This window comes from Pseudogemmobacter sonorensis (assembly GCF_042762395.1).
GTDB lineage: Bacteria > Pseudomonadota > Alphaproteobacteria > Rhodobacterales > Rhodobacteraceae > Pseudogemmobacter > Pseudogemmobacter sonorensis.
In genome coordinates this window covers 21,267-42,579 of sequence record NZ_JBEFZE010000021.1, presented here as the reverse complement: position 1 = coordinate 42,579, position 21,313 = coordinate 21,267, and the positions used below count along the sequence as shown (strand labels likewise).

Here is a 21,313-nt window from a genome sequence, read left to right as displayed (position 1 = left end):
TGCCCGAAGGGCCGCGGCTTCGCCTGCGGCCCTTTTGCATGGCGGCTTGTTCAGGCCCTCGGATTCAGACGCCCCCAGATTCAGGCACCTCCGCTGCAGGCGCGCCCGGTTCAGGCACTTCGGCGCGGCTCTTGCGCGGCCATCCGGCGGATCTTCTCGCGCGCCAAGGCCAGCAACGCCAGCGCCACGATCCCCCCAAAGGTTAGGCCCAGCCCGCTCCAGAACGCGCCTGCGGCCTTGAAATCGTGAAAGGCCCGCAGGGCAAAGCTCAGCACAGTGCCGAAGGCGAAGACCGCAAGGCTCTGCCGCCCCATGGCCCGCAACGGCGCGGCAAGGCGGGCGGCAGAGACGCGGGCCAACCCCGGCAGGACGCTGGCGCAATAGGCCAGCGCCAGCAGGTGCAGCAGGCGCGGCAGCTCGACATAGCCTTTGTGGAAATTCGTGAACAGACGCGGCGCGCCCATCTGCGCGATCCAGACCATGGCGGCATTGCAGAGCTCGCGCACCGCCGGGATGCGCAGCCACAACAGCGACAGCACCAGCCAGCCCGCCGCCAGCGCGACCAGCCAGGGCCGCGCGGGCACAAGCCGCCGCCCGTCGCGCAATGAAAGCCCGGTCAGCAGGCCGGTGGTGAAGATCAACTGCCAACTGAACGGGTTGAGAAACCAGGGCCCCGTGCCGGGATAGCCCGGAAAATTCGTCCGCGTCAGCCCGGCCCAAAGCCAGATCCCGACCGAAAGCAGCAGCAGCGCGGGCGCGCTGCGTCGCCCCAGCCACAAGAGCCCCGGCGCCACCAGCAGCAACACGACATAAAGCGGCAGGATGTCGATATAGCCGAAGTGATGGGTCAGCGCGGGCAGGCCGATCAGCACGCCCACCGGATCGCGCATCAGCAGGCTGAAATTGTCGCGCGTCAGCATCGCCGGATCACCGGCAAAGCGCAGCATCGCCATCGCCAGCCCGATCACCAGGACCGAGATCACCAGATGCGCCATGTAAAGCGTCCAGGCCCGTCCCCAGCAGCGCCAGAGCCCAAGCCAGACCCTGCCCTCGGCCGGACCGAAATACCGCCCATAGGCCAGCGCGGCGGACACGCCCGCCAGCAGGACGAAGATCTCGGCCGCATCGGTGAAGCCGAAATTGCGGCTGGTCAGACGCTCAAGCGGGTTGCCGGGCAGGTGGTTGATGAAGATCATCACCAGCGCAAGGCCCCGGATCGCGTCGATCCTGGCATCGCGTCCCGGCGCGCCAGCCCTGCTTACGGCCTGTGCGGCATTCATTGCGTGAGCGCGCCCGTCTTGGCAATGGCCTGGGCCCCGGTTGCCGCACCCGTCCGGGATTGCGCCTGCGGTCCGCTCCAACCCGCGACGATCCCGGCATGAAGGGCGACGATTGCGGGTGGTTCCATCTCTTGCGGGGTCAGGAAACAACCCTCGCCCGGGATCGGGCGCGAAGTCAGCGAGATCAGCACGGGTGCCAGCACCATCGGCACCAGAACCGGCAACAGCCAGGGAAGCTGGTCGGGCACATAGGCCCGCGCCAGCACCAGCGCCGCCAGCGCCCAAAGCGTGATGAAGCGCGAGGCGGCCCAGGCTTCGGCCAGCCCCAATTGCCCGTCGCCCCGGTTGTTCGCGGGCCAGCCGCCATCGCGCCCCGACAGGATCTGAAGGATCGAGCGGCATTGATAGGCCATCAGCACCGGCGCGATCAGCGCCGACAGCGCAAGCTCGGCCAGAAGCGAGACCAGCGCCCCCGCCCCTCCGAAGGCGCGGCTGCGCCCGGTCAGGAAGGCCTCGGCCATGACCAGCAGCTTCGGCAGCAGCAGAAGGCCGAAGATCCCCACCAGCAGGCTGAGCGCGCGCAGGCTTTCGTCGCGCGGGAAGACCGGCAGGAAGCCCACCCGGTCGTGCCAGATCGCCACCACGCCGGGAAAGTAGTCCGGCGCCGATTGCCACAGCCCCGCCAGCACCGCCGTCAGCAGAAACAGTGCCCAGAAGGCCGAGGACAGATAGCTCACGATGCCCTGGAACAGGGCGGCCCGGCTCCAGAACCGCAGGCCACGCGCGGGCAGGATCTTGGAATGCTGAAGATTGCCCTGGCACCAGCGCCGGTCGCGCTTGGCATGGTCGACAAGGTTCTCGGGCGCCTCTTCGTAAGAGCCGCCCAGATCGGCATCCACACGCACGATCCAGCCGCCACGCGCCAGAAGCGCCGCCTCGACATAGTCGTGGCTGAGGATATGGCCCCCCAGCGGCGGGCGGCCCGGCAATTCCGGCAGGCCGCAGCATTGCGCGAAGGCCGGGATGCGCAGGATGGCGTTATGGCCCCAATAGGGGCCGGTCTCGCCCTGCAGCCGCATCAGGCCGCGGGTGAAGACCGGGCCATGGAAGCTTGCGGCGAATTGCATGGCGCGGCCGAAGACCGATCGCGCGCCGACGATGCAGGGCAGGGTCTGAAGCAGGCCCAGACGCGGTTCGGCCTCGATCCGGCGAATCATCCGCAGGATCGTTTCGGCCTCGATCAGGCTGTCGGCATCGAGGATGACGGCATAATCCCAAGCCGCGCCCGAGCGGCGGATGAATTCAGCCAGGTTGCCCGCCTTGCGGCCGATATTCTCGCTGCGGCGGCGGTAGTGGATGCGTCCGCCCCCACCCTCCGGCGCGTCCGCCCCGGTCTCGGCCAGCAAGAGCGCCAGCGCCGCCTCTTCGCGGGCGGCGCCCTCGGCGCTGCGAGTGTCGGAGAGGATGGCGAAATCGACCTGCGCCGGGCAGCCCGCAAGCTGGCGATGCATCGCCGCGATGCGGGCGAAGGTGATCAGCGCATCCTCGTTGCAGATCGGCATGACGACGACCGTGCGCCCGCTGATGGTCGCTGCCTCCGGCACCCGGACCCGCGAGGGCGCGAGCCCGATCAGCCCCAGCATCGCACCCCAGGCAAGCCAGGCGGTCGAGAAGCTCAGCAGGACCGCCGCGACCCAGGCCCAATGGCTCAGCCGCGTGGCGGCCGCATATTGCAGGAACATCACCCCCGCCGCGCATCCCGCCACCAGCGACAGCGCGATGGCAAGGCCGCGCAGCGCGATCACGCGCCCGGGCTCGGCGCCCTCGGCCTGCGGATGGGCCTCGACGTTCCGCCCCGTGTCGGCCGCGCTCACGATCCATCCGCAGGCGGGTGGACCCGCCAGCCCCCCCGGAACAATTCGGCCCAGCCCGCCAGCCAGCCGGATTCGAGCCGCTGGAGCGGCATGGCCAGCGGCGCGTCAGGCAGATCGCAGGCGCCTGTCTGGGCGCCTTCATCCGCCTTCCGGCTGTGATCCTTGCGAAGGTCGGTCATTTCCGATTGCGCGATCATGGCTTTTTCCATTGAAAAGTCCAGATTTCACTCAGCTTGCGCCCATGGCCCGCGACATGGGCGTTGATCTCGACCAGGGCGCCCGAGGCGGCCGCGATGTCCATCACCAGCCGCCAGCGGTTGCCCTGGGGCAGGCGCGAAAGCGTCACGATCTCGGCCGTGCCGCCACGGACATTCACCACCGGACGGATCAGCGGATCGTCCTCGGGCGTGGCGCCCAGGACGCCGCCTTCGAAATCCACCACGAACTTGCGGGTGTCGGGCGGATTGTCCAACCCCGCCGCGCCGCCGATGCCCGAAAGCGTGTCGGCGACCCAGGCCAGGTCGCCATCCGGGTCGGGGTCCAGATCGCCCCAATGCAGCCGGTAGCGGAATTCGCGCTGCGTGCCCGGCTCGATCTTTCCGGCTGGCACCCAGAAGGCACCGATGTTGTCATGCACCTCAAGCCGGGTCGGGATCTCGAACAGGCGCACCGTGCCTGGGCCCCAGTCGCCGATCGGCTCGACATCCAGCGAGGGGCGGCGCTCGTATCGCGCGCCGGCATCCTGGAAATCCTCGAACCCCCGGCTGCGCTGGTGCAGGCCGAAACGCCGCAGCCCCGGTTCGGCGAAATAGGAACTGGCGATCTCGGCCGGATTGCTCAACGCGCGCCAGATCACGTCGCCATCGGCGCGTTCGATCCTGAGCCCGTCGGAATCATGGACCTGAGGGCGATAATCGTCGAAGGCAGGGCGGTTGACGCCCCCGAAAAGGAACATCGAGGTCAGCGGCGCCACGCCAAGCTCGGTGACCGCCACGCGGAAGAACAGCCGGGCTGTCACCTCCATCACCGTGGTCTCGCCCGGGGTGATCAGGAATTCATAGGCCCCGGTCAGCCGCGCCGAATCCATCAGCGCCCAAAGCCGCAGATGGCGCGCGGCAGGCTCGGGCCGCTCCAGCCAGAATTCGGAAAAGCGGGGGAATTCCTCGGGGATCGGCAGGCCCGCATCCACCGCAAGCCCGCGCGCCGACAGGCCGTAATGGCTGCCCCGGCCCAGGGCGCGGAAATAGCTCGATCCGACGAAGGCCGCGACCTCGTCCTGAAGATCGGCGCGGTTGAGCGGATAGGTCAGCTTGAACCCCGCCACATCGGGCAAGGCGAAATCGTCGGGCACGGTGGCCTTCATGCCGCTGCGATATTCGAAATCGTCGGACGAAAAGACCAGCGGCACCTCGGCCCCCGCGCTTACCTCATGCAGCTTCACCGGCTGGTTGAACAGCCAGCCCGGATGGAAGGGCTGCAACTGCCAGCCCGCATGGTCGGACGCCCAGCGGGCATTCGCCGGGCGATAGGCGATTCGCTGGTAGTCGTCGTAGTCGAGCGCGCCGAGCACCGGATCCATCGACGGCGGCGCCGGATCGACCGATTCGGCGCGTTGGCGGGCGATCTCGGTCAGCACGTCGAAGTCGAAGGAACGCGGCTGAGCGGGCATGCCCGCGCCTTCCTCTGGCGCATCGGCGTCGGGATTTTCCTGCGCGCGCAGGCGATCGGTGAATGCTGCAAGCGCAAGAACCGCACCACCGGCCATCAGGCCCCGGCGCGTCGGTCTAAGAACATTCGGCAAGATCCGGTCACCATCTGAGAAGCTCATCGCGGGGCCTGTTATATCGTTTTCATATTCGCTGCACCATTCACATTGGAGGGGGAGAGCCCATGTCGGCGGTTCAACGCTGGTATGCAAAACACTGAAATATGGTGGAAAGCAGCCGAACCGCCCGCAACACCCGCCCTCGCACGCCGCCGGGGCACCCGGGAAAACGACCCCGCGCCCTTCGGGTTCCCGGGTCGGATCCTAAGGATAGGGGAAAACCGCCCGTCGCCCCAAGGCGGCAGGCTGCCGATGCGGAAAATCGCATCGCATACGCAGAAATCGGCAAGCACGCGCGCCCCCGAGGGCGCCCGGCACAAGCCCGTCGCGTGGGATTTCGTCAGCCCGGCAGGGCGAAGGGATTGAAGCCACTGCGCCCAAAGCCTTCGGTCACCGCGGCATCGTCCAGAAGCAGGCTTGCCAGATCGTCGGCCACCACCTCTGCCTCCGGCGCGCGCTCCTGCGAGATCACCTTGAGATAGCTGCCGCAGGCGCCGCAGGCCTCGGCCCGGATCGCGGCCTCGGGCGTGTCGAAGCTCAGGTAATCCAACTGCCCCGCATCGCCGCAGTTCGAGCATTTGGCCCGCACCATATGCCATTCGCATTCGCACAGGCTGCAATGCAGGTAGCGCATGCCCTGGCGGTCGCCGGTGTGGATCAGGCTGGCGACCGGGGCCGAGCCGCACAAGGGGCATTCGGCGGTCTCATGCCCCGCCGAGGCCGGAAGCGGCGCACGGCGGGCGGCCTGGGCCACCTCGACCGAAAGCGCGGCGCGCAGGATCGGGGCATAGGCGGGTTCGGCTTCGGCGAAACGGCCCTCGACCTGCGCGAGCGCCTCTTGCCGCAGTTCCGCCTCGGAAAGCCCGGCCAGCGCGTCGAGATGGGCCAGGACCGGCGACGGGACGCGGGGCCGCAGATGGGCCAGCAGCCCGGCCAGAATCCCGGGCCAGTCGCCAAAGCGCGCCAGCGCCGCCGGATCGACCGGGGCGGGCGCCTCCACCGGCCAGGCCCGCGCCAGGCTGGCGGCCTGCCCCTCGGTCACATCGGCGGCCAGGCGCAGGTAATCGGCAAGGTCGTGGCCCTGAGCCAATTCGCGCAGCCGGGCGGCGCGGGTGGCATAAAGCCCGGCCAGATCCGGGCGCAGCACCGGATCGAAATGCCGCGTGGCTTCCTCGGAGGGCACCGAGGACCGCAGGACGGGCGCGCCGCTCATGCCTCGCCCCGCCCCTTGGCGGCCTTCTTCGCCTCAAGCTCCTCGGCCCAGCGGTCGTGGTGCTGACGCGCCCAGGCCTTCGAGACATAGCCCGTCACCATGCCGGTGACGGAGCCACGCACCCAGATCGCCAGATAGATATGGCCAAGAATCAGCAGGATCAGCCCGATCCCCGCGACCGAATGGGCAAGGATCGCCAGCCGCAGCACCGGGATCGGGAAGAATTCGGCGAAATAGGCCCGCCACATGATCAGGCCCGAAATCATCAGCACGATGATCGAGGCCATGATCAGCCAGAACAGCACCTTCTGCCCGGCGTTGTATTTGCCGATCCGCAGCGGGTGTTCGTGGTTGTTCAGCACCACACCCTTGACGTTGCGAAACCAGATCGCATCGGTTTTCGCGGGCAGGTTGTATTTCACGAACCGCACGAACATGTAGCACAGCCCGACGAAGACCGCGATGCCCAGGAACGGATGCAGCGCCCGCGCCATCTGCGGCGTGCCTAGAAAGGCCGAAAGCCAGGAAAACGTCGGGAAGAACCACGACAGGCCCGAGGTCGCGGCCAGAAAGAAGCACAGGACGATCATCCAGTGGCAAAGCCGCTCGGGGAATCTGGTGCGCAGGATCTGGTCGTTCTTGAGCTTTTTCATCGCCTGTCTCCCTCTCACTCCGCCGCGTGACGCGGGATCGAACGCAGGTTGTCGCGGGGCGCCTCGGGCAGCTTCGCGTCGCTGCCTTCGGGATGGTCGTCGTCCTCGGTCTCATTGGGGCCGACGCCGATGAAATGGGCCGCCATAGCACCCACCGCGACCGCGCCAGCAACCGCCGCCGCAGGCTTGAGCATGTCCTTCCAGCCCTCGACGATGGACGAGATCTTGGGATCCTTCGGCAGCCCCGCATAGCGTTCGGGATCGTCGGCATGTTGCAGCACATACATCACATGCGTGCCGCCCACGCCTGCCGGATCGTAAAGCCCGGCATTGTCGTAGCCGCGTTCGTTCAGTTCGGCGACCCGGGTCGCGGCCAGGTCCTTCATCTCTTCCTTCGAGCCGAAGGCGATGGCGCCGGTCGGGCAGGTCTTGGCGCAGGCCGGCGCCTGGCCGACCGCCAGCCGGTCCGAACAAAGCGTGCATTTATAGGCCTTGTGGTCGGTCTTCGAGATGCGCGGAATGTCGAACGGGCAGCCCGCCACGCAATAGCCGCAGCCGACGCAGAGGTCGCTTTGGAAATCCACCACGCCATTGGCGTATTGCACGATGGCGCCGGGAATCGGGCAGGCCTTCAGGCAACCCGGATCCTCGCAATGCATGCAGCCGTCCTTGCGGATCAGCCATTCCAGCTTGCCGCTTTCGTCCTCATGCTCGGTGAAGCGCATCAGGGTCCAGGTGTCGGGATGCAGGTCGGCGGGGTTGTCGTAGACGCCCACGTTGTTCTCGACCGGGCCGCGCAGGTCGTTCCATTCGTTGCAGGCGACCTGGCAGGCCTTGCAGCCGATGCAGATCGACACGTCGATCAGCTTGGCGACCTCCATCTGGTGGTCGCGGATCTGCGGCGCCGGGGTCAGCCCGGAGGTGGCCGAGCGGCGGACGACGTTTTGCGAATTCATGCCAGTTCCCCCACGGCCTTTTCGACATTGACGAGGAAGGCCTTGAATTCGGGCGTCTGCGAATTGGCGTCGCCCACCCCGGGCGAGAGCGTGTTCGCCAGATAGCCCTTCTTCGTCGCGCCCTCGAAGCCCCAGTGGCAGGGGATGCCGATCTGCTCGACCTCCTGCCCGGCCACGTTCAGGGTGCGCATCCGTTTGGTGACCACGGCCTTCGCGGTGATATAGCCGCGCTTGGTGGTGATCTTCACGGTGTCGCCATGGGCGATGCCCTTGTCGCGCGCCAGCTTTTCGCCCAGTTCGACGAATTGCTCGGGTTGCAGCATGGCGTTCAGATGGCTGTGCTTGGTCCAGTGCCGGAACATTTCGGTCACCGAATAGGTCGTCGCCACATAGGGATATTCGGTGCGGTTCCCCATCCGCTCGCGGTCGTTCTGGAAGATCCGCGCGGTCGGGTTGTGGGTCACCGTCTCATGCAGCGGGTTCTTGGCGATCGGGCTTTCGACCGGCTCGTAATGTTCGGGGAAGGGGCCGTCGCTCATGCCCTTTTCCGAGAACAGCCGCCCCACCCCCTCGGGCAGCATGATGAAGGGCGCCGCCGGGGCGCCGGGCGGCACCGTCGCCGGAAAGTCCGGCACATCCGAGCCGGTCCATTTCTCGCCATCCCAATGCAGGATGGCGCGGTTCGGATCCCACGGGTTGCCGTCCACATCCATCGAGGCGCGGTTGTAAAGAAGCCGCCGGTTCGCGGGCCAGGCCCAGGCCCAGCCGGGCGTGTTCCCCAGCCCGGTGTCGGTATTGTCGCGATTGGCCATCTGGTTGCCCTTTTCGGTCCAGGACCCGGCGAAGACCCAGCAATAGCTTTGCGTCGTGCCGTCGTCGCGAAGCTGCGCGAAACTGTCGAGCAACTGCCCCTTGCGCAGGATCCGGGTGCCGTTCTCGTCGAAGACATCCTCCAGCGCATAGCCGTTGGCCTCTTTCGCCATCTCTTCGGGATGGGGGAAATAGGGGTCGTGATAGGTGTCGTGATCCCAGGTCATGTGCAGGACCTGTTCGGGGCAGGGGCCGCCCTCGACCTCGTAGAGGCGGCGGATCTCCATCATGATCCGGCCAAGGATCTCGGGGTCGTGGCGCGCCTCGCCCGGGGGTTCCTGGCCCGCGAAATGCCATTGCAGCCAGCGGCCCGAGTTCACGATGGCCCCGTCTTCCTCGGCGAAGCAGTTCGAGGGCAGGCGGAACACCTCGGTCATGATCTCCTCGGTGGGGACGTCGTTGAACCGCCCCTCGTTGCGCCAGAAATTCGAGGTCTCGGTCACCAGCGGGTCGATCACGACGAGGAATTTCAGCTTGGCCAGCGCGGCCGAGGTCTTGTTCTTGTCCGGCATCGCCGCCAGCGGGTTGAACCCCTGCGCGATATAGCCGTTGACCTCGCCGTTATACATCATGTCGAAATAGGCCAGCATGTCATAGCTGCGGTCCCATTTCGGCAAGAGGTCGAAGGCGAAGTCGTTCGCCACCGTCGCATGCTTGCCATAGAGGTTCTTCAGCATCGAGATGAAGAATTTCGGTGTGTTCTTCCAGTAGTTGACCTGACCCGGCACCACATCCTTCGGCGTGGTCTCCTCCAGATATTGCGCCAGGGTCTGCTGGTTGTCGCTCGGCAGGTTCATGTAACCCGGCACCCGCACCGACAGCAGGCCAAGGTCGGTATAGCCCTGGATGTTCGAATGCCCGCGCAGCGCGTTCACCCCGCCCCCGGCCATGCCGATATTGCCCAGGAGAAGCTGGATCATCGCCGAGCCCCGGATGATCTGCGCGCCGCCGGTATGGTGGGTCCAGCCAAGCGCGTAGAGCCAGGTCATGGTCTTGTCCCTGGCCGAGCAGGAGCCGATGATCCCGGCGATGCGCAGGAAATCCTCGCGCTTGACGCCGGTGATGTCCTCGACCACCTCGGGCGTATAGCGGTCGACATGCCGACGCAGCAGTTGCAGGACCGAGCGCGGATGCGTCATCGTCATGTCGCGCAGGGCATTGCCCTCGGCGTCGCGCTCATAGGTCCAGGAGGATTTGTCGTAGACCAGCGTCTCGGGATCGAAGCCCGAGAAGACGCCCTCGTCGAAGCCGAAATCCTCGCGCACGATCAACGTCGCATTGGTATAGGCGCGGACATATTCATGCTGGATCTGGTCGGTTTCCAGAAGATAGCGCACCACCCCCATCAGGAAGGCGGTGTCCGACCCGGCCCGGATCGGCGAGAAGATATCGGCCACGGCGGCGGTGCGGTTGAAGCGCGGATCGACCACGATCACCTTGGCCTTGTTCTTGATCTTGGCCTCGATCACCCATTTGAAGCCCACGGGATGGGCCTCGGCCGGATTGCCGCCCATCACGATCACCACATTGGCGTTCTTGATGTCGACCCAGTGGTTGGTCATGGCGCCGCGCCCGAAGCTGGGCGCCAGCGCCGAAACCGTCGGCGCGTGGCACAGCCGCGCCTGGCAATCGAGGCCGAGCATCCCCAGCGAGCGGGCGAATTTGAAATCCAGCACCCCGGTTTCGTTCGAGGCCGCCGAAGAGGCCAGCATGCCCGAGGTCAGCCAGCGGTTGACCAACTGCCCCTTTTCGTTGCGCGCGATGAAATTGGCGTCGCGATCGTCCTTGAGCAGCCGCGCGATCCGCGTCGTCGCCTCTTCCCAACTGATCCTGACCCATTCCTTCGATCCCGGCGCGCGATATTCGGGATGGGTCAGGCGGTTGTGGGAATGGATCATGTCGATCAGCCCCGCCCCCTTGGGGCAGAGCGACCCGCGCGAGACCGGATGGTCGGGATCGCCCTCGATATGGAAGATGCGCGGCTTGGAATTGCGGGCGCCATCGCCCAGCGAATACATCAGGATGCCGCAGCCGACCGAACAATAGGTGCAGTTGTTGCGGGTTTCCTTGGCGCGCAAGAGCTTGAAGGGCCGCACCCCGGCCGAGACCTGCGCCTCGGCGGTGGAAAGGCCGATGGCCTGCGCCGAAAGCGCCGCCGCCCCCGCGCCCAGGATCTTCAGGAAACTCCGCCGCCCAAGATTCAATCTGGTGCCATCCATGGTGCCGTCCCGCTCTTGCCGGTTGGATTGTGTGCCATTGCACACCGAACTTCGGCTCAGGTAGCGGGCGCCCCAGGGGTCAGACAAGCCGCAACCCGGGCCCGCTGCGGGCGGTCTTCGCCGTGCTGCGGCATAACGACCGGAAAAAATTCCCGACTTATTTACAAAGGCTTACCAAGGTTTTGTTGCGAAACGACTTTGTTTTGTGATATTTTTTGATTATTATGCGATATGCAAAGCATATCAAGAAACTGTGAAGCGCGCCGTCATGGCCGCAGCGCCCCCTCGGGCCAGCACAAGGGAACCGCCATGCCCCAGGATCGTCAGCCGATGGCAGCGATGGCACCGATTCGAGATCCGTTTCGATATATTCTGGAATACATATCGAAATCAGGTGGTTTGTATAGCGCCGCGCTGCGCGACGGGCGGGGCAGCGGGGCCGGACCGTGCTGATCCGGCATCTGGATTACTTCGTCACCCTTGCCGAAGAGCGCCATTTCGGCCGCGCGGCCGAATTGTGCGGCGTCAGCCAGCCCGCGCTTTCGCTGGCCATCCGCAAGCTTGAAGAGGATCTGGGCAGCCTTCTGATCGTCCGGGGGCAAAGGTTCATGGGCCTGACCGCCGAGGGCGAGAAGGTGCTGGCGCGCGGGCGCCGGATCCTGGCCGATTACGGCAATCTGCGCGACGAACTCAGCGGGCGACGCAAGGGCGGGCTGACCGGGCGGCTGCGGCTTGGCGCCGTCGCCTCGGCGATGCCGCGCCTGCCCGAGGTCTCGACCCTGTTCGAGGCACGCAATCCGATGGCCCGGATCGCCATCAGCCTGCTGGCGCCCGAGGATCTGCGCAAGGCGGTTGCCGATCTCTCGCTGGATGCGGGCCTGACCTGGCTTGAGCAGGGCGACCAACCCGCCGCGCGGAAGGGCAATCCCCGCAACCGGGGCGCGGCGACCGAGGCGATCCCGCTGTGGCGCGAACGGCCCCTCTTCGCCTGCCGCCGCGACCATCCTTTCGCGCCGGGGCCTCTCGAACCGGCACCCGCCATTCCCTGGTCCGAGGCGACGACGCAGCCGCTTTGCCTGGGCGAGGACCTCATCGGCGGTCCGATGGCCGTGGGCGGGATCCGCCCCGCCGTCACCTGCAGCTCGCTCGACGGGGTGCTGGCGCATCTGCGCAGCGGATTGTGGTGCGCCATCGTGCCCGAGGGGTTTCGCAACCTCCTCGCCGGATCGGACGATATCCTGCTGCTCGAACTGCGCGACCCCGAAGCCCGCGGTTCCGGAGGTCCCAGTTCCGGAGACCCCAGTTCCAGAGACCCGGGCGAGACGGTGGAACCGCGCCTTGGCCTCGTGATGGCGGGACGCGCGCCGCGATCGCCGATGGCGCTGGCTCTGCGCGACTGTGTCGAGGCCCTGCGCGAAGCCCCGGCAACAGAGCCCCCATCCGAGGCCTGAACTCCGCCCGCGCGCGCCGCCTGTCCCCCCCCGCTTGTCCCCTGGGGGGCAAGATGCGATCATCGCGCCGCCTTCCGGGTCCGTCCGCCATACGCCGGGCCCCATGCCCGAAGGCCGAAAGGATCCCGCTTGACCACCGCCGCCAGCATCATCGCCTCGACCCGCCAGGATCCGACCTGGTCGGACCGGCTGGCGCGGACCTCGGTCCTTGTCGTCGACGACGAGCCGGGGATGCGCAATTTCATCGCCCGGGTGCTTGGCCCGCAATGCCGAAGGATCGAGCTTGCCGCCTCGACCGGCGAGGCCGCCGACTGGCTGGCGGTCGAGCATTTCGACGTGATCGTGCTGGACAACATCCTTGGCAACGAGCGCGGGCTGAACTGGCTGGTGCGCCAGCGCCAGAAGGGTTTCGTGCCGCCCGTGGTGCTGATCTCGGCCTTCGCCGATCTGGAGATGGCCATCGAGGCGCTGCATGCCGGGGCCGCCGATCTGATCCTCAAGCCCTTCCGCTCGAACCAGCTTCTGAACGCGGTGCTGCGCTCGGTCGAACAGACCCGGCTCAAAAGCGAAAACCAGGTGCTGCGCCATCAGTTGCGGCGCGGCGCCGATCCCGATCAGGCGCGGCTGGTCGGCAGTTCCGACGCCATCGAAAAGATCCGCGCCACCATCGCGCGCGTGGCGCCGCTGCCCTCCTCGGTGCTTCTGACCGGGCCTTCGGGCACCGGCAAAGAGGTGGCGGCGCGCATGATCCACGGCCTTTCGGACCGCGCCAACGGGCATTTCATCGCCGTGAATTGCGCGGGCATCCTTGAGGATACCGTCGAATCCGAGCTTTTCGGCCATGTCGAGGGCGCCTTCCCCGGCGCGGGCGCGCATCGCGAGGGGCTGTTCCTGCATGCTCAGGGCGGCACACTGTTTCTGGACGAGATCGCCGAACTGCCGCTGACCACCCAGGCCCGGCTGTTGCGGGTGATCGAGGATCGCCGGATCCGCCCCCTCGGGGCCGAGCGGGAGCTGCCGGTGGACCTGCGGCTGATCTTCGCCACCAACACCGATCTTGAGGCCCGGGTGGCCGAGGGCCGGTTCCGCGCCGATCTGTTCTTCCGCATCAACATCCTGCATCTGCACATGCCCCCGCTTCGCGCGCGCGGCGGCGATGTCGTCGAACTCGCCCGGATGTTCATGGAACGGCTGTCGCGCGATCTCGGCCTCGCGCCGGTCGAGATCACCCCGCCGGTCGAGACCGCGCTGCTGGCCCAGCCCTGGCCCGGCAATGTGCGCGAATTGCGCAACCTGGTCGAGCGCGCGTTGATCCTCGGCCGGTTTCCGGCCGATGTGATCGCGCCGGACGCGCCGCCGCCGCCGGATGGAACCGCCAGTGGCTGAAACCCCGCCCTGGCAGTCGGTCCGCACCCGGCTTCTGGTGATCGCGCTTCTGCCCACGCTGCTCCTGATGCCACTGCTGATGGGGGTGACGATGCAACGCTGGACCTGGCGCACCGACCAGATCCTGGCCGCCCGCGTCGGCAGCGACCTGACCGTGGCGCAGCAATATCTGTCGCATCTGGTCGACAATACCGCGCAGGGGATCGACGGGCTGGCGCGCTCGGCCCGGCTGCGCGATGCGCTGGCCGAGGGGCCCGGACAGGTCGGGCCCGCGCTTTCGGCCTCCGGCCTCGACTTCCTGATCCTCACCGACGAAGGCGGCCGGGTTCTGGCCGCCCATCCCGCGCCGCCGAACGCCGGTGCTGCAAGCCCGCTTCCCCCGGAGAGCCCGCTGATCCTGGCCGCCCGGGCGGGCGAGGTCGCAGCCGGGATCGAGATCCTGTCGCCCGAGGCGCTGACCGCGCTTTCCCCCGCGCTGGCAGAACGGGCGCGCGTGGCCTTGCGCTCCGACCCGGAGGAGGCCGAAAGCCGGGGCATGGTCATCCTGGCCGCCGCCCCGGTCGCCCTTCCCCGGGGACAGGGCGTGCTCGCAGGCGGCATTCTCTTGAACCGGAACGACGATTTCGTCGATCGCATCAACGATCTGGTCTATCCCGCCACCAATCCTGGCATCACCGGCGACACCGGCGGCTTCGACCACGGCGTCACCACGCTGTTTCTGGGCGATACGCGGATCGCGACCACCCTGCGCCCCTCGGGGCGGGAAAGGGCGCTTGGCACCCGCGCCTCGGCCGAAGTACGTGCGCGCGTCCTGGGCACGGGCGAGGCCTGGCGCAACACCGCCTTCGTGGTGGATGACTGGTATGTCTCGGCCTATGACGCGATCATCGACAGCCGGGGCGCGCGCGTGGGCATGCTCTACACCGGCTTTCCCAGGGCGCCCTACAGCGCCGCGCGGCGCGTCACCTGGGCCATCGCCGGGCTGGCCTTCCTGGCCATCGGCGCGCTGTCGGTGCCGCTGTTCCTGCATTGGGCCCGCGGCATCTTCCGCCCGGTCGAGGCGATGGGGATCACCATCGGCCTGGTCGAGGCCGGCGACATGGACGCGCGCAGCGGCGCGCCCCCCGGCGCGGACGAATTGATCCATCTGGCCCGCCATCTGGACCGGCTGCTCGACCTCCTGCAGCAGCGCGACCGCGAGCTGCGCGGGCTGAACCGGGACCTGAACGCCCGGGTCGAGGTCCGCACCGCCGAACTGCGCCATGCCAACCTGGCGCTTGAGGCCGCGACGCGCCAGTTGGTCCTGTCGGAAAAGCTTGCCACCATCGGCGAAGTGACCACCGGCATCGCGCATGAGATCAACAATCCCCTTGCCGTGATCCAGGGCAATCTTGAGGTGCTGCGCATGGTGATGGCCGCCCGCCCGAACGATGGTCTGGACGATTGCGCGACCGAATTCGCGCTGATCGAGGATCAGATCCGCCGCATCGGCGTGCTGGTCAGCCAGCTTCTGCAATTCGCCCGGCCCGAGGAATTCGCCGCCGACGGCGCGCCCACCGATCCGGCCGAGGTCTGTCGCGGCCTGCGACCGCTGATCCGGCATCTGCTGGAACCGGGCGGGATCGTGCTGGCCAGCGATCTGCGCTCGACCCGCCCCGTGGGCATGAGCCCGCATGAGATGCAGCAGGTCCTCGTCAATCTGGCGGTGAATGCGATCCAGGCCATGCCCGAGGGCGGAGAGCTGCACCTGACCTGCGAGGATGCCCCCGCGCCGGACGGGCGCGAGGGCGTGCGGATCACCCTGCGCGACACCGGCACCGGCATGGACGAGGCCACACTCGCGCGGATCTTCGACCCGTTCTTCACCACCCGCCGGACGCTGGGTTCGGGCCTTGGGCTTTCGATCTGCCAGACCCTGGTCAACCGCCAGAACGGCGAATTGCGCGCGACCAGCCGCCCCGGGGCGGGGGCGAGCTTCACCGTCTGGCTGCCACAGGCGGGAATGGAACGCATGCAGAACAAACCATGGGAATCAGGCCCGGCCTGATATAGGCTGGCCGCATGAGCGCCGCCCCGCCCCCGCCCCTGCGTCCCGCCCGCGTCCATGAGGTCTGCGGGCCCGGCGCCATCGCCTTCGCCGCGATCATCTGCGCGCAAGGCACCGGCCCGGTGCTGTGGCTGCGCGAAAGGGGGCAGACCGGCATGCTCGCGCCCTCGGGCCTGGCCGCCTTCTGCGATCCGGCCCGGCTTCTGATCGCGCGCACGCCACGGCAGACCGACACGCTCGCCGTCGCGGAAGAGGCCCTGCGCGACGGCACGACGGGCCTCGTGGTGGCGGAAACCTCGCGCGCGCTGAACCTGCGCGAGGGGCGGCGGCTGCAACTCGCCGCGCAGGCGGGCGGGGCGACCGGGCTGTGCCTGATCCCCGAGGGCATGGGCAGCCCCGCCGCCGAGACGCGCTGGCATTGCGCCCCGGTCTTCGAGGCCGGGGCGGCGGCGGACTCGACTCCGATGCGGTGGGAGATTATCAAGAACAAATCAGGAACAGTTGGAGTCTGGCATGTTCGGTGGGACAGGACGGCGCATCGTCTCGATGTGGTTTCCCCGGCTGTCGAGCGACCGGGCGCTGCGGCGGCACCCGGTTGAGGGGCCTTTCGTCACCATCCTGCGCACCGGCAATGCCGACAGGATCCATTGCCTGAATCCGGCGGCCGAAGCCGCGCGGCTCTGGCGCGGCATGGCGCTGTCCGAGGCCCGCGCCTTCTGCCCCGGCCTGCAAACCCGGCCCGCCGACCCGCTGCGCGAGGCCTGGTCGCTGGGCGCGCTGCGTCGCTGGGCCCTGCGCTACTGCCCCTGGGTCGGGCTGGAGGGCGAGGAGGGGCTGGTCCTCGACATCACCGGGGCGGCGCATCTTTGGGGCGGCGAGCCCGCGATGCTGGACGACATGCGCGCGCAGATGGCGCGGGCGGGGCTTCACCTGCGGCTCGGCCTGGCCGACACGCGCGGCGCCGCCTGGGCGCTGGCGCATCACGCCGAGGGGATCGCCCCGCCGGGCCGCACCGCCGGGGCGCTGGCCCCGCTGCCGGTCGCCGCGCTGCGGCTGGACGAGGCCACCGATACCGCGCTGCAACGGCTGGGCCTGCGCCGGATCGGCGCGCTGATGGCGGCGCCGCGCGCGCCATTGGCGCGCCGCTTCGGGCCGGGGCTGCTGCTGCGGCTGGACCAGGCGACGGGCGCGCAGCCCGAGGCGGTAACGCCGCTGACCGAACCGCCGCGCTTTGCCGCCAGGCTGACCCTGCCCGAACCCCTGGGGCTGAGCGCGGATGTCATGGCGGCGACGGCGCGGCTTCTGCAGGCGGTCTGCGCGAAGCTGCATGCGCAGGAGGCGGGCGCCCGCGCCCTGCGACTGACCCTGCGCCGCGTCGATCAGGCCGGGCTGCGGGTGGATCTGCCGCTTGCCGCGCCGATGCGCGACCCCGAGCGGATCCTGCCCTTGTTCACCCGCGGGATCAAGGCGCTGGATTCCGGCTGGGGCATCGACCAGATCCATCTTGAGGCCGTGTCGGTCGAACCCTTGCCCGCGCGGCAGATCGGCCAGGGGACCAGTCAGGGGGCCAGTCGCGGGCCCGAGCGGCTGGCCGATCTGGTCACCCGCATCGGCACAAGGATCGGGCTTGAGAACATCTGCCGCTTTCAGCCCGCCGACAGCCATATCCCCGAGCGCGGCTTCGTCCTGCGGCCCGCCGTGGGCGGGGCGGAGCCCGCGCCCCAGCCTCAGCCCCGGATCGGGACCGGGACCGGGACGCGGCCCCCGGCCGCCGCCCCTCGCAGCACGTCCGGCATCGATCCGCTCACCTGGCCCGCGCCGCCGCGCCCGCTGCTGCTGTTCCCGCCCGAGCCGATCCTGGCCGCCGCCCCTTCCCAGCCGCCCGCCCGGTTCCGCTGGCGGCGGATGCGGCTGACCACCGCCCGCGCCACCGGACCCGAGCGAATCGCCCCGGAGTGGTGGCTGGCCGAGGACGACGCCTGGCGCAGCGGATTGCGTGATTACTGGCGGATCGAAACGCGCGAGGGGCGGCGGCTGTGGCTGTTCCACACCCCGCAGGATCCGGGCTGGTTCGTGCAGGGCGAATTCGCGTGACGGATCCCGCCCTCGCCTCTGCGCCCCCGCACCCGGGCGAAGCGCGCTATGCCGAGCTTTGCGTGACCACGAATTTCACCTTCCTCACCGGCGCCTCGCATCCCGAGGAACTGGTGCGGCGCGCCGTGGAACTGGGGCTTGAAGCCATCGCCATCACCGACCGCAACAGCCTTGCCGGGGTGGTCCGGGCCTGGTCGGCGCTGAAGACCCTGCGCGAGGAAGCCGAGACCGCGCCGACCATCCGCTCGACCCGCCAGTTCGACACCTCCTCCCGGCAGGAAACCGGCGCGCGGCAGGTCCCGGCCCTGCCCGCGCCTGAAGAAGAGCCCGATGCGACATCCGGTGCGGGGGGCCCACAGCCGCCGTTGCCCCGGCTGATCAGCGGCGCGCGGCTGGCGCTGCACGACAGCCCGGTCGAATGGCTGGCCCTGCCCACGGATCTTCCGGCATACCATCGTCTCTCGCGCCTGCTGACCCTGGGCAAACGGCGGGCGGGCAAGGGCGAATGCCACCTGGGCCTTGCCGATCTGACGGCACCGGATGAGACGGGCGGCTGCCGGGGCATGATCCTGATCGCGCTGCCCCCCGCCGGGGCCGATCCGGGCGCGGCCCTCGATCCGCTCCGCCGCATGGCGCGGCGCTATCCCGGCCATGTCTTTCTGGGCGCCGCGCCGCGCTACGACGGCACCGACCAGGCCTGGTTCGACGATTGTGCCGGTATCGCCCGCCGCGCCTCGACCCCGATGGTCGCCCTGGGCGATGTGCTGATGCACCGGGCCCACCGCCGCCCGCTGGCCGATGTGCTGACCTGCCTGCGCGAGGGGCTGACCATCGACCGCATCGGCACCCGCGCGCTGATGAATGCCGAGCGCCGGTTGAAAGGCGCGACCGAGATGGCCCGGCTTTACCACCGCCATCCCGCCGCGATCCGCCGCACCACCGAAATCGCCGCGCGCTGCGGCTTCGACCTGTCCGAACTGAGTTACGACTATCCCGACGAGATCGCCGAGGGCGAGCCGCCGCAGGACCGGCTGGCCCGGCTGGCGCAAGAGGGGCTGGCGCAGCGTTTTCCCGACGGCATTCCCGAACATCGGCAGGCCCTGCTGGACAAGGAGCTGAATGTCGTCGCCGACCTCGGCTATGCCGCCTATTTCCTGACCGTGCACGATATCGTCGGCTTCGCCCGCAGCCGGGGCATCCTGTGCCAGGGGCGCGGCTCGGCGGCGAATTCCATCATCTGCTGGGCGCTTCGCATCACCGATGTCTCGCCCGACATGATCGGCATGGTGTTCGAGCGTTTCGTCTCGCGCCACCGGGGCGAGCCGCCCGACATCGACGTCGATTTCGAACACGAGCGGCGCGAAGAGGTGATCCAGTGGATCTACGACAAATACGGCCGCCACCGCGCCGGGCTTTGCGCCACGGTGATCCATTTCCGCGCCCGCGCCGCGATCCGCGAGGTGGGCAAGGTCATGGGGCTGAGCGCGGATGTGACCGCCAGCCTCTCGGGCCAGATCTGGGGGGTGTCGAACGGCGGCCCCGATCCCGCGCGGCTGCGCGAGCTTGGCCTGAACCCCGAGGACCATCGCCTTGCCCTGACCATCCACCTGATCGGCGAGATCGTCGGCTTTCCCCGCCATCTGTCCCAGCATGTCGGCGGCTTCGTCATCACCCGGGGCCGGCTGGACGAATTGTGCCCGATCGGCAATGCCGCGATGGAGGGACGCAGTTGCATCGAATGGGACAAGGACGACATCGACGCGCTGAGGATCCTCAAGGTCGATGTGCTGGCGCTCGGCATGCTGACCTGCATCCGCAAGGCCTTCGACCTGCTCGACGAACATGAGGGCATCCGCCACAGCATCGCCTCGGTCCCGCAGGGGGATTTGCGCACCTATGACATGCTGTGCCGCGCCGATGCGCTTGGGGTGTTCCAGGTCGAGAGCCGGGCGCAGATGAACTTCCTGCCCCGGATGCGGCCGCGCATCTTCTACGATCTGGTGATCGAGGTCGCCATCGTCCGTCCCGGCCCGATCCAGGGCGGCATGGTGAAACCCTATATCCGCCGCCGCATGGGGCTTGAGGCGCCCGAACCCTTCGGCCCGGCGCTGGAGGCCGTCACCGCGAAAACCCTGGGTGTGCCACTGTTTCAGGAACAGGCCCTGCGCATCGCCCAGATCGGCGCGGGCTATACGGCGGAAGAGGCCGACCAACTGCGCCGCTCGCTGGCCTCGTTCCGGCGCATGGGCACCATCGGCCAGCACAAGCGCAAGTTCATCGCCGGAATGCTGGCGAACGGCTATGAGCCCGAGGTCGCCGAACGCTGCTTTTCGCAGATCGAGGGCTTTGCCGATTACGGTTTCCCCGAAAGCCATGCGGCGGCCTTCGCCATGCTGACCTATGTCTCGTCCTGGCTGAAATGCCACCATCCGGCGATCTTCGCCTGCGCGCTTCTGAACAGCCAGCCGATGGGCTTCTACGCCCCGGCCCAACTGGTGCGCGACGCCCGCGAGCATGGGGTCGAGATCCGCCCGGTCTGCGTCAACCACAGCGCCTGGGACAACCGGCTGGAGCGGCGCGCCGACGGGCGGCTGGCCCTGCGGCTGGGGTTCCGCCAGATCAAGGGCTTCGCCGAGGCCGAAGCCATGCGGATCGCGGATGCGCGCGGCAACGGCTATCACGACCCCGAGACGCTCTGGCTGCGCACAGGCCTTGCGCCCGCGGTGCTGGAGCGGCTGGCCGAGGCCGATGCCTTCGCGGGCCTCGGCCTGACGCGGCGCGATGCGCTTTGGGCGGTGCGGGCGATCCGCGCCCCCGCGCCGCTGCCGCTTTTCGCCGACCCGCTGGACGGCGAGGGGCTGAACGAGCCCGACACCCCCCTGCCCGCCATGGATCTGGGCGAGGAGGTGGTCGAGGATTACATCGCCCTGCGGCTAAGCCTGCGCGCCCATCCAATGGAACTGTTGCGTCCCGCCCTGCCGGGGCTGACCCCGAATGCCGATCTGGCCCGGACCGGGCTGCGCCATCTGTCGGTCTGCGGCCTGGTGATCACCCGCCAGCGCCCCGGCACCGCCTCGGGCGTGATCTTCCTGACGCTGGAGGATGAGACCGGCGTGGCCAATATCGTGGTCTGGCCCAAGGTGAACCAGCGTTTCCGCCGCGCCGTCATGGGGGGCAGGCTTCTGCGCGTGACCGGGCGGCTGCAGCGCGAGGGGATCGTCACCCATCTGATCGCGGCGCGGATCGAGGATCTTTCGCATCGCCTGACCGATCTGGGCCATCCGCTCGACGGCGCCGTCGGCCTGACCCAGCCCCAGGCCGACAACGCGCCAAGGGCCGGACGCGCGCGGGTCGCCCCCCGGGCGCGCCATCCGCGCGAACAGGCCAAAAGGCTGTTTCCCAGCCGCGACTTTCACTGAAAGCCCCGGTTCCGGCCCGTTCTTCA

At 68.4% G+C, this 21,313-nt stretch carries 14 protein-coding genes; 6 read left to right on the top strand and 8 right to left on the bottom strand.

Features of this window, described 5'->3' with window-relative positions; translation table 11 throughout:
* Nucleotides 1-110: 110 nt before the first annotated feature.
* From ABNX41_RS14550 to fdnG, 8 genes are all read right to left on the bottom strand, one after another.
* Nucleotides 111-1,280 carry an OpgC family protein gene (locus tag ABNX41_RS14550; RefSeq protein ID WP_438670454.1) on the bottom strand — a complete coding sequence of 390 codons (1,170 nt, stop codon included), beginning with the start codon at nt 1,278-1,280 and terminating at the stop codon, nt 111-113.
* Nucleotides 1,277-3,154, bottom strand: coding sequence for a glucans biosynthesis glucosyltransferase MdoH (gene mdoH, locus ABNX41_RS14545; RefSeq protein ID WP_438670453.1), 1,878 nt, complete (start codon nt 3,152-3,154; stop codon nt 1,277-1,279). Before mdoH ends, ABNX41_RS14550 begins: the two co-directional genes overlap by 4 nt.
* Nucleotides 3,151-3,351 carry a hypothetical protein gene (locus ABNX41_RS14540; RefSeq protein ID WP_438670452.1) on the bottom strand — a complete coding sequence of 67 codons (201 nt, stop codon included), beginning with the start codon at nt 3,349-3,351 and terminating at the stop codon, nt 3,151-3,153. The genes mdoH and ABNX41_RS14540 overlap by 4 nt, the downstream gene beginning before the upstream one ends.
* Nucleotides 3,348-4,955: an OpgD/OpgG family glucan biosynthesis protein gene (locus tag ABNX41_RS14535; protein WP_438670451.1), complete on the bottom strand. Its 1,608-nt coding sequence runs from the start codon at nt 4,953-4,955 to the stop codon at nt 3,348-3,350. Before ABNX41_RS14535 ends, ABNX41_RS14540 begins: the two co-directional genes overlap by 4 nt.
* Before the next feature lie 364 nt (nt 4,956-5,319).
* Nucleotides 5,320-6,192: a formate dehydrogenase accessory protein FdhE gene (fdhE, locus tag ABNX41_RS14530; RefSeq protein WP_438670450.1), complete on the bottom strand. Its 873-nt coding sequence runs from the start codon at nt 6,190-6,192 to the stop codon at nt 5,320-5,322.
* Complete coding sequence (locus ABNX41_RS14525) at nt 6,189-6,845, bottom strand: formate dehydrogenase subunit gamma (protein ID WP_438670449.1); 657 nt, start codon at nt 6,843-6,845, stop codon at nt 6,189-6,191. Before ABNX41_RS14525 ends, fdhE begins: the two co-directional genes overlap by 4 nt.
* Before the next feature lie 14 nt (nt 6,846-6,859).
* Nucleotides 6,860-7,801 carry a formate dehydrogenase subunit beta gene (gene fdxH, locus ABNX41_RS14520; RefSeq protein WP_438670448.1) on the bottom strand — a complete coding sequence of 314 codons (942 nt, stop codon included), beginning with the start codon at nt 7,799-7,801 and terminating at the stop codon, nt 6,860-6,862.
* Nucleotides 7,798-10,890, bottom strand: a complete 3,093-nt coding sequence (gene fdnG, locus ABNX41_RS14515; protein ID WP_497883252.1) for a formate dehydrogenase-N subunit alpha — start codon at nt 10,888-10,890, stop codon at nt 7,798-7,800. The genes fdxH and fdnG overlap by 4 nt, the downstream gene beginning before the upstream one ends.
* A 446-nt stretch (nt 10,891-11,336) precedes the next feature.
* Between fdnG and ABNX41_RS14510 the strand changes: the two genes are divergently transcribed.
* The 6 genes from ABNX41_RS14510 to ABNX41_RS14485 all read left to right on the top strand — a co-directional run bounded on the left by ABNX41_RS14510 (nt 11,337) and on the right by ABNX41_RS14485 (nt 21,287).
* A complete protein-coding gene (locus tag ABNX41_RS14510; protein ID WP_438670447.1) occupies nt 11,337-12,341 on the top strand; it encodes a LysR family transcriptional regulator in 1,005 nt (334 codons plus the stop codon).
* 129 nt (nt 12,342-12,470) lie between these two features.
* Entirely contained in the window at nt 12,471-13,727 is a 1,257-nt protein-coding gene (locus tag ABNX41_RS14505) for a sigma-54-dependent transcriptional regulator (RefSeq protein ID WP_438670446.1), read from the top strand.
* Nucleotides 13,720-15,774 (top strand): sensor histidine kinase, encoded by a 2,055-nt coding sequence (locus ABNX41_RS14500; protein WP_438670445.1) that lies wholly within the window; start codon nt 13,720-13,722, stop codon nt 15,772-15,774. Before ABNX41_RS14505 ends, ABNX41_RS14500 begins: the two co-directional genes overlap by 8 nt.
* 14 nt (nt 15,775-15,788) lie before the next feature.
* On the top strand, nt 15,789-16,373 hold the full coding sequence (locus ABNX41_RS14495) for an ImuA family protein (RefSeq protein ID WP_438670444.1): 585 nt from the start codon (nt 15,789-15,791) through the stop codon (nt 16,371-16,373).
* Nucleotides 16,288-17,868, top strand: coding sequence for a Y-family DNA polymerase (locus ABNX41_RS14490; protein WP_438670443.1), 1,581 nt, complete (start codon nt 16,288-16,290; stop codon nt 17,866-17,868). The genes ABNX41_RS14495 and ABNX41_RS14490 overlap by 86 nt, the downstream gene beginning before the upstream one ends.
* Nucleotides 17,865-21,287 carry an error-prone DNA polymerase gene (locus ABNX41_RS14485; RefSeq protein WP_438670442.1) on the top strand — a complete coding sequence of 1,141 codons (3,423 nt, stop codon included), beginning with the start codon at nt 17,865-17,867 and terminating at the stop codon, nt 21,285-21,287. Before ABNX41_RS14490 ends, ABNX41_RS14485 begins: the two co-directional genes overlap by 4 nt.
* Nucleotides 21,288-21,313 lie beyond the last annotated feature (26 nt).

Bases quoted from the DNA above. Each gene is read 5' to 3' on its own strand.
- fdhE (WP_438670450.1), bottom strand. From the start codon at position 6,192: ATGAGCGGCGCGCCCGTCCTGCGGTCCTCGGTGCCCTCCGAGGAAGCC.
- fdxH (WP_438670448.1), bottom strand. From the start codon at position 7,801: ATGAATTCGCAAAACGTCGTCCGCCGCTCGGCCACCTCCGGGCTGACC.
- fdnG (WP_497883252.1), bottom strand. From the start codon at position 10,890: ATGGATGGCACCAGATTGAATCTTGGGCGGCGGAGTTTCCTGAAGATC.
- ABNX41_RS14550 (WP_438670454.1), bottom strand. From the start codon at position 1,280: ATGAATGCCGCACAGGCCGTAAGCAGGGCTGGCGCGCCGGGACGCGAT.
- ABNX41_RS14525 (WP_438670449.1), bottom strand. From the start codon at position 6,845: ATGAAAAAGCTCAAGAACGACCAGATCCTGCGCACCAGATTCCCCGAG.
- ABNX41_RS14495 (WP_438670444.1), top strand. From the start codon at position 15,789: ATGAGCGCCGCCCCGCCCCCGCCCCTGCGTCCCGCCCGCGTCCATGAG.
- ABNX41_RS14540 (WP_438670452.1), bottom strand. From the start codon at position 3,351: ATGATCGCGCAATCGGAAATGACCGACCTTCGCAAGGATCACAGCCGG.
- ABNX41_RS14490 (WP_438670443.1), top strand. From the start codon at position 16,288: ATGTTCGGTGGGACAGGACGGCGCATCGTCTCGATGTGGTTTCCCCGG.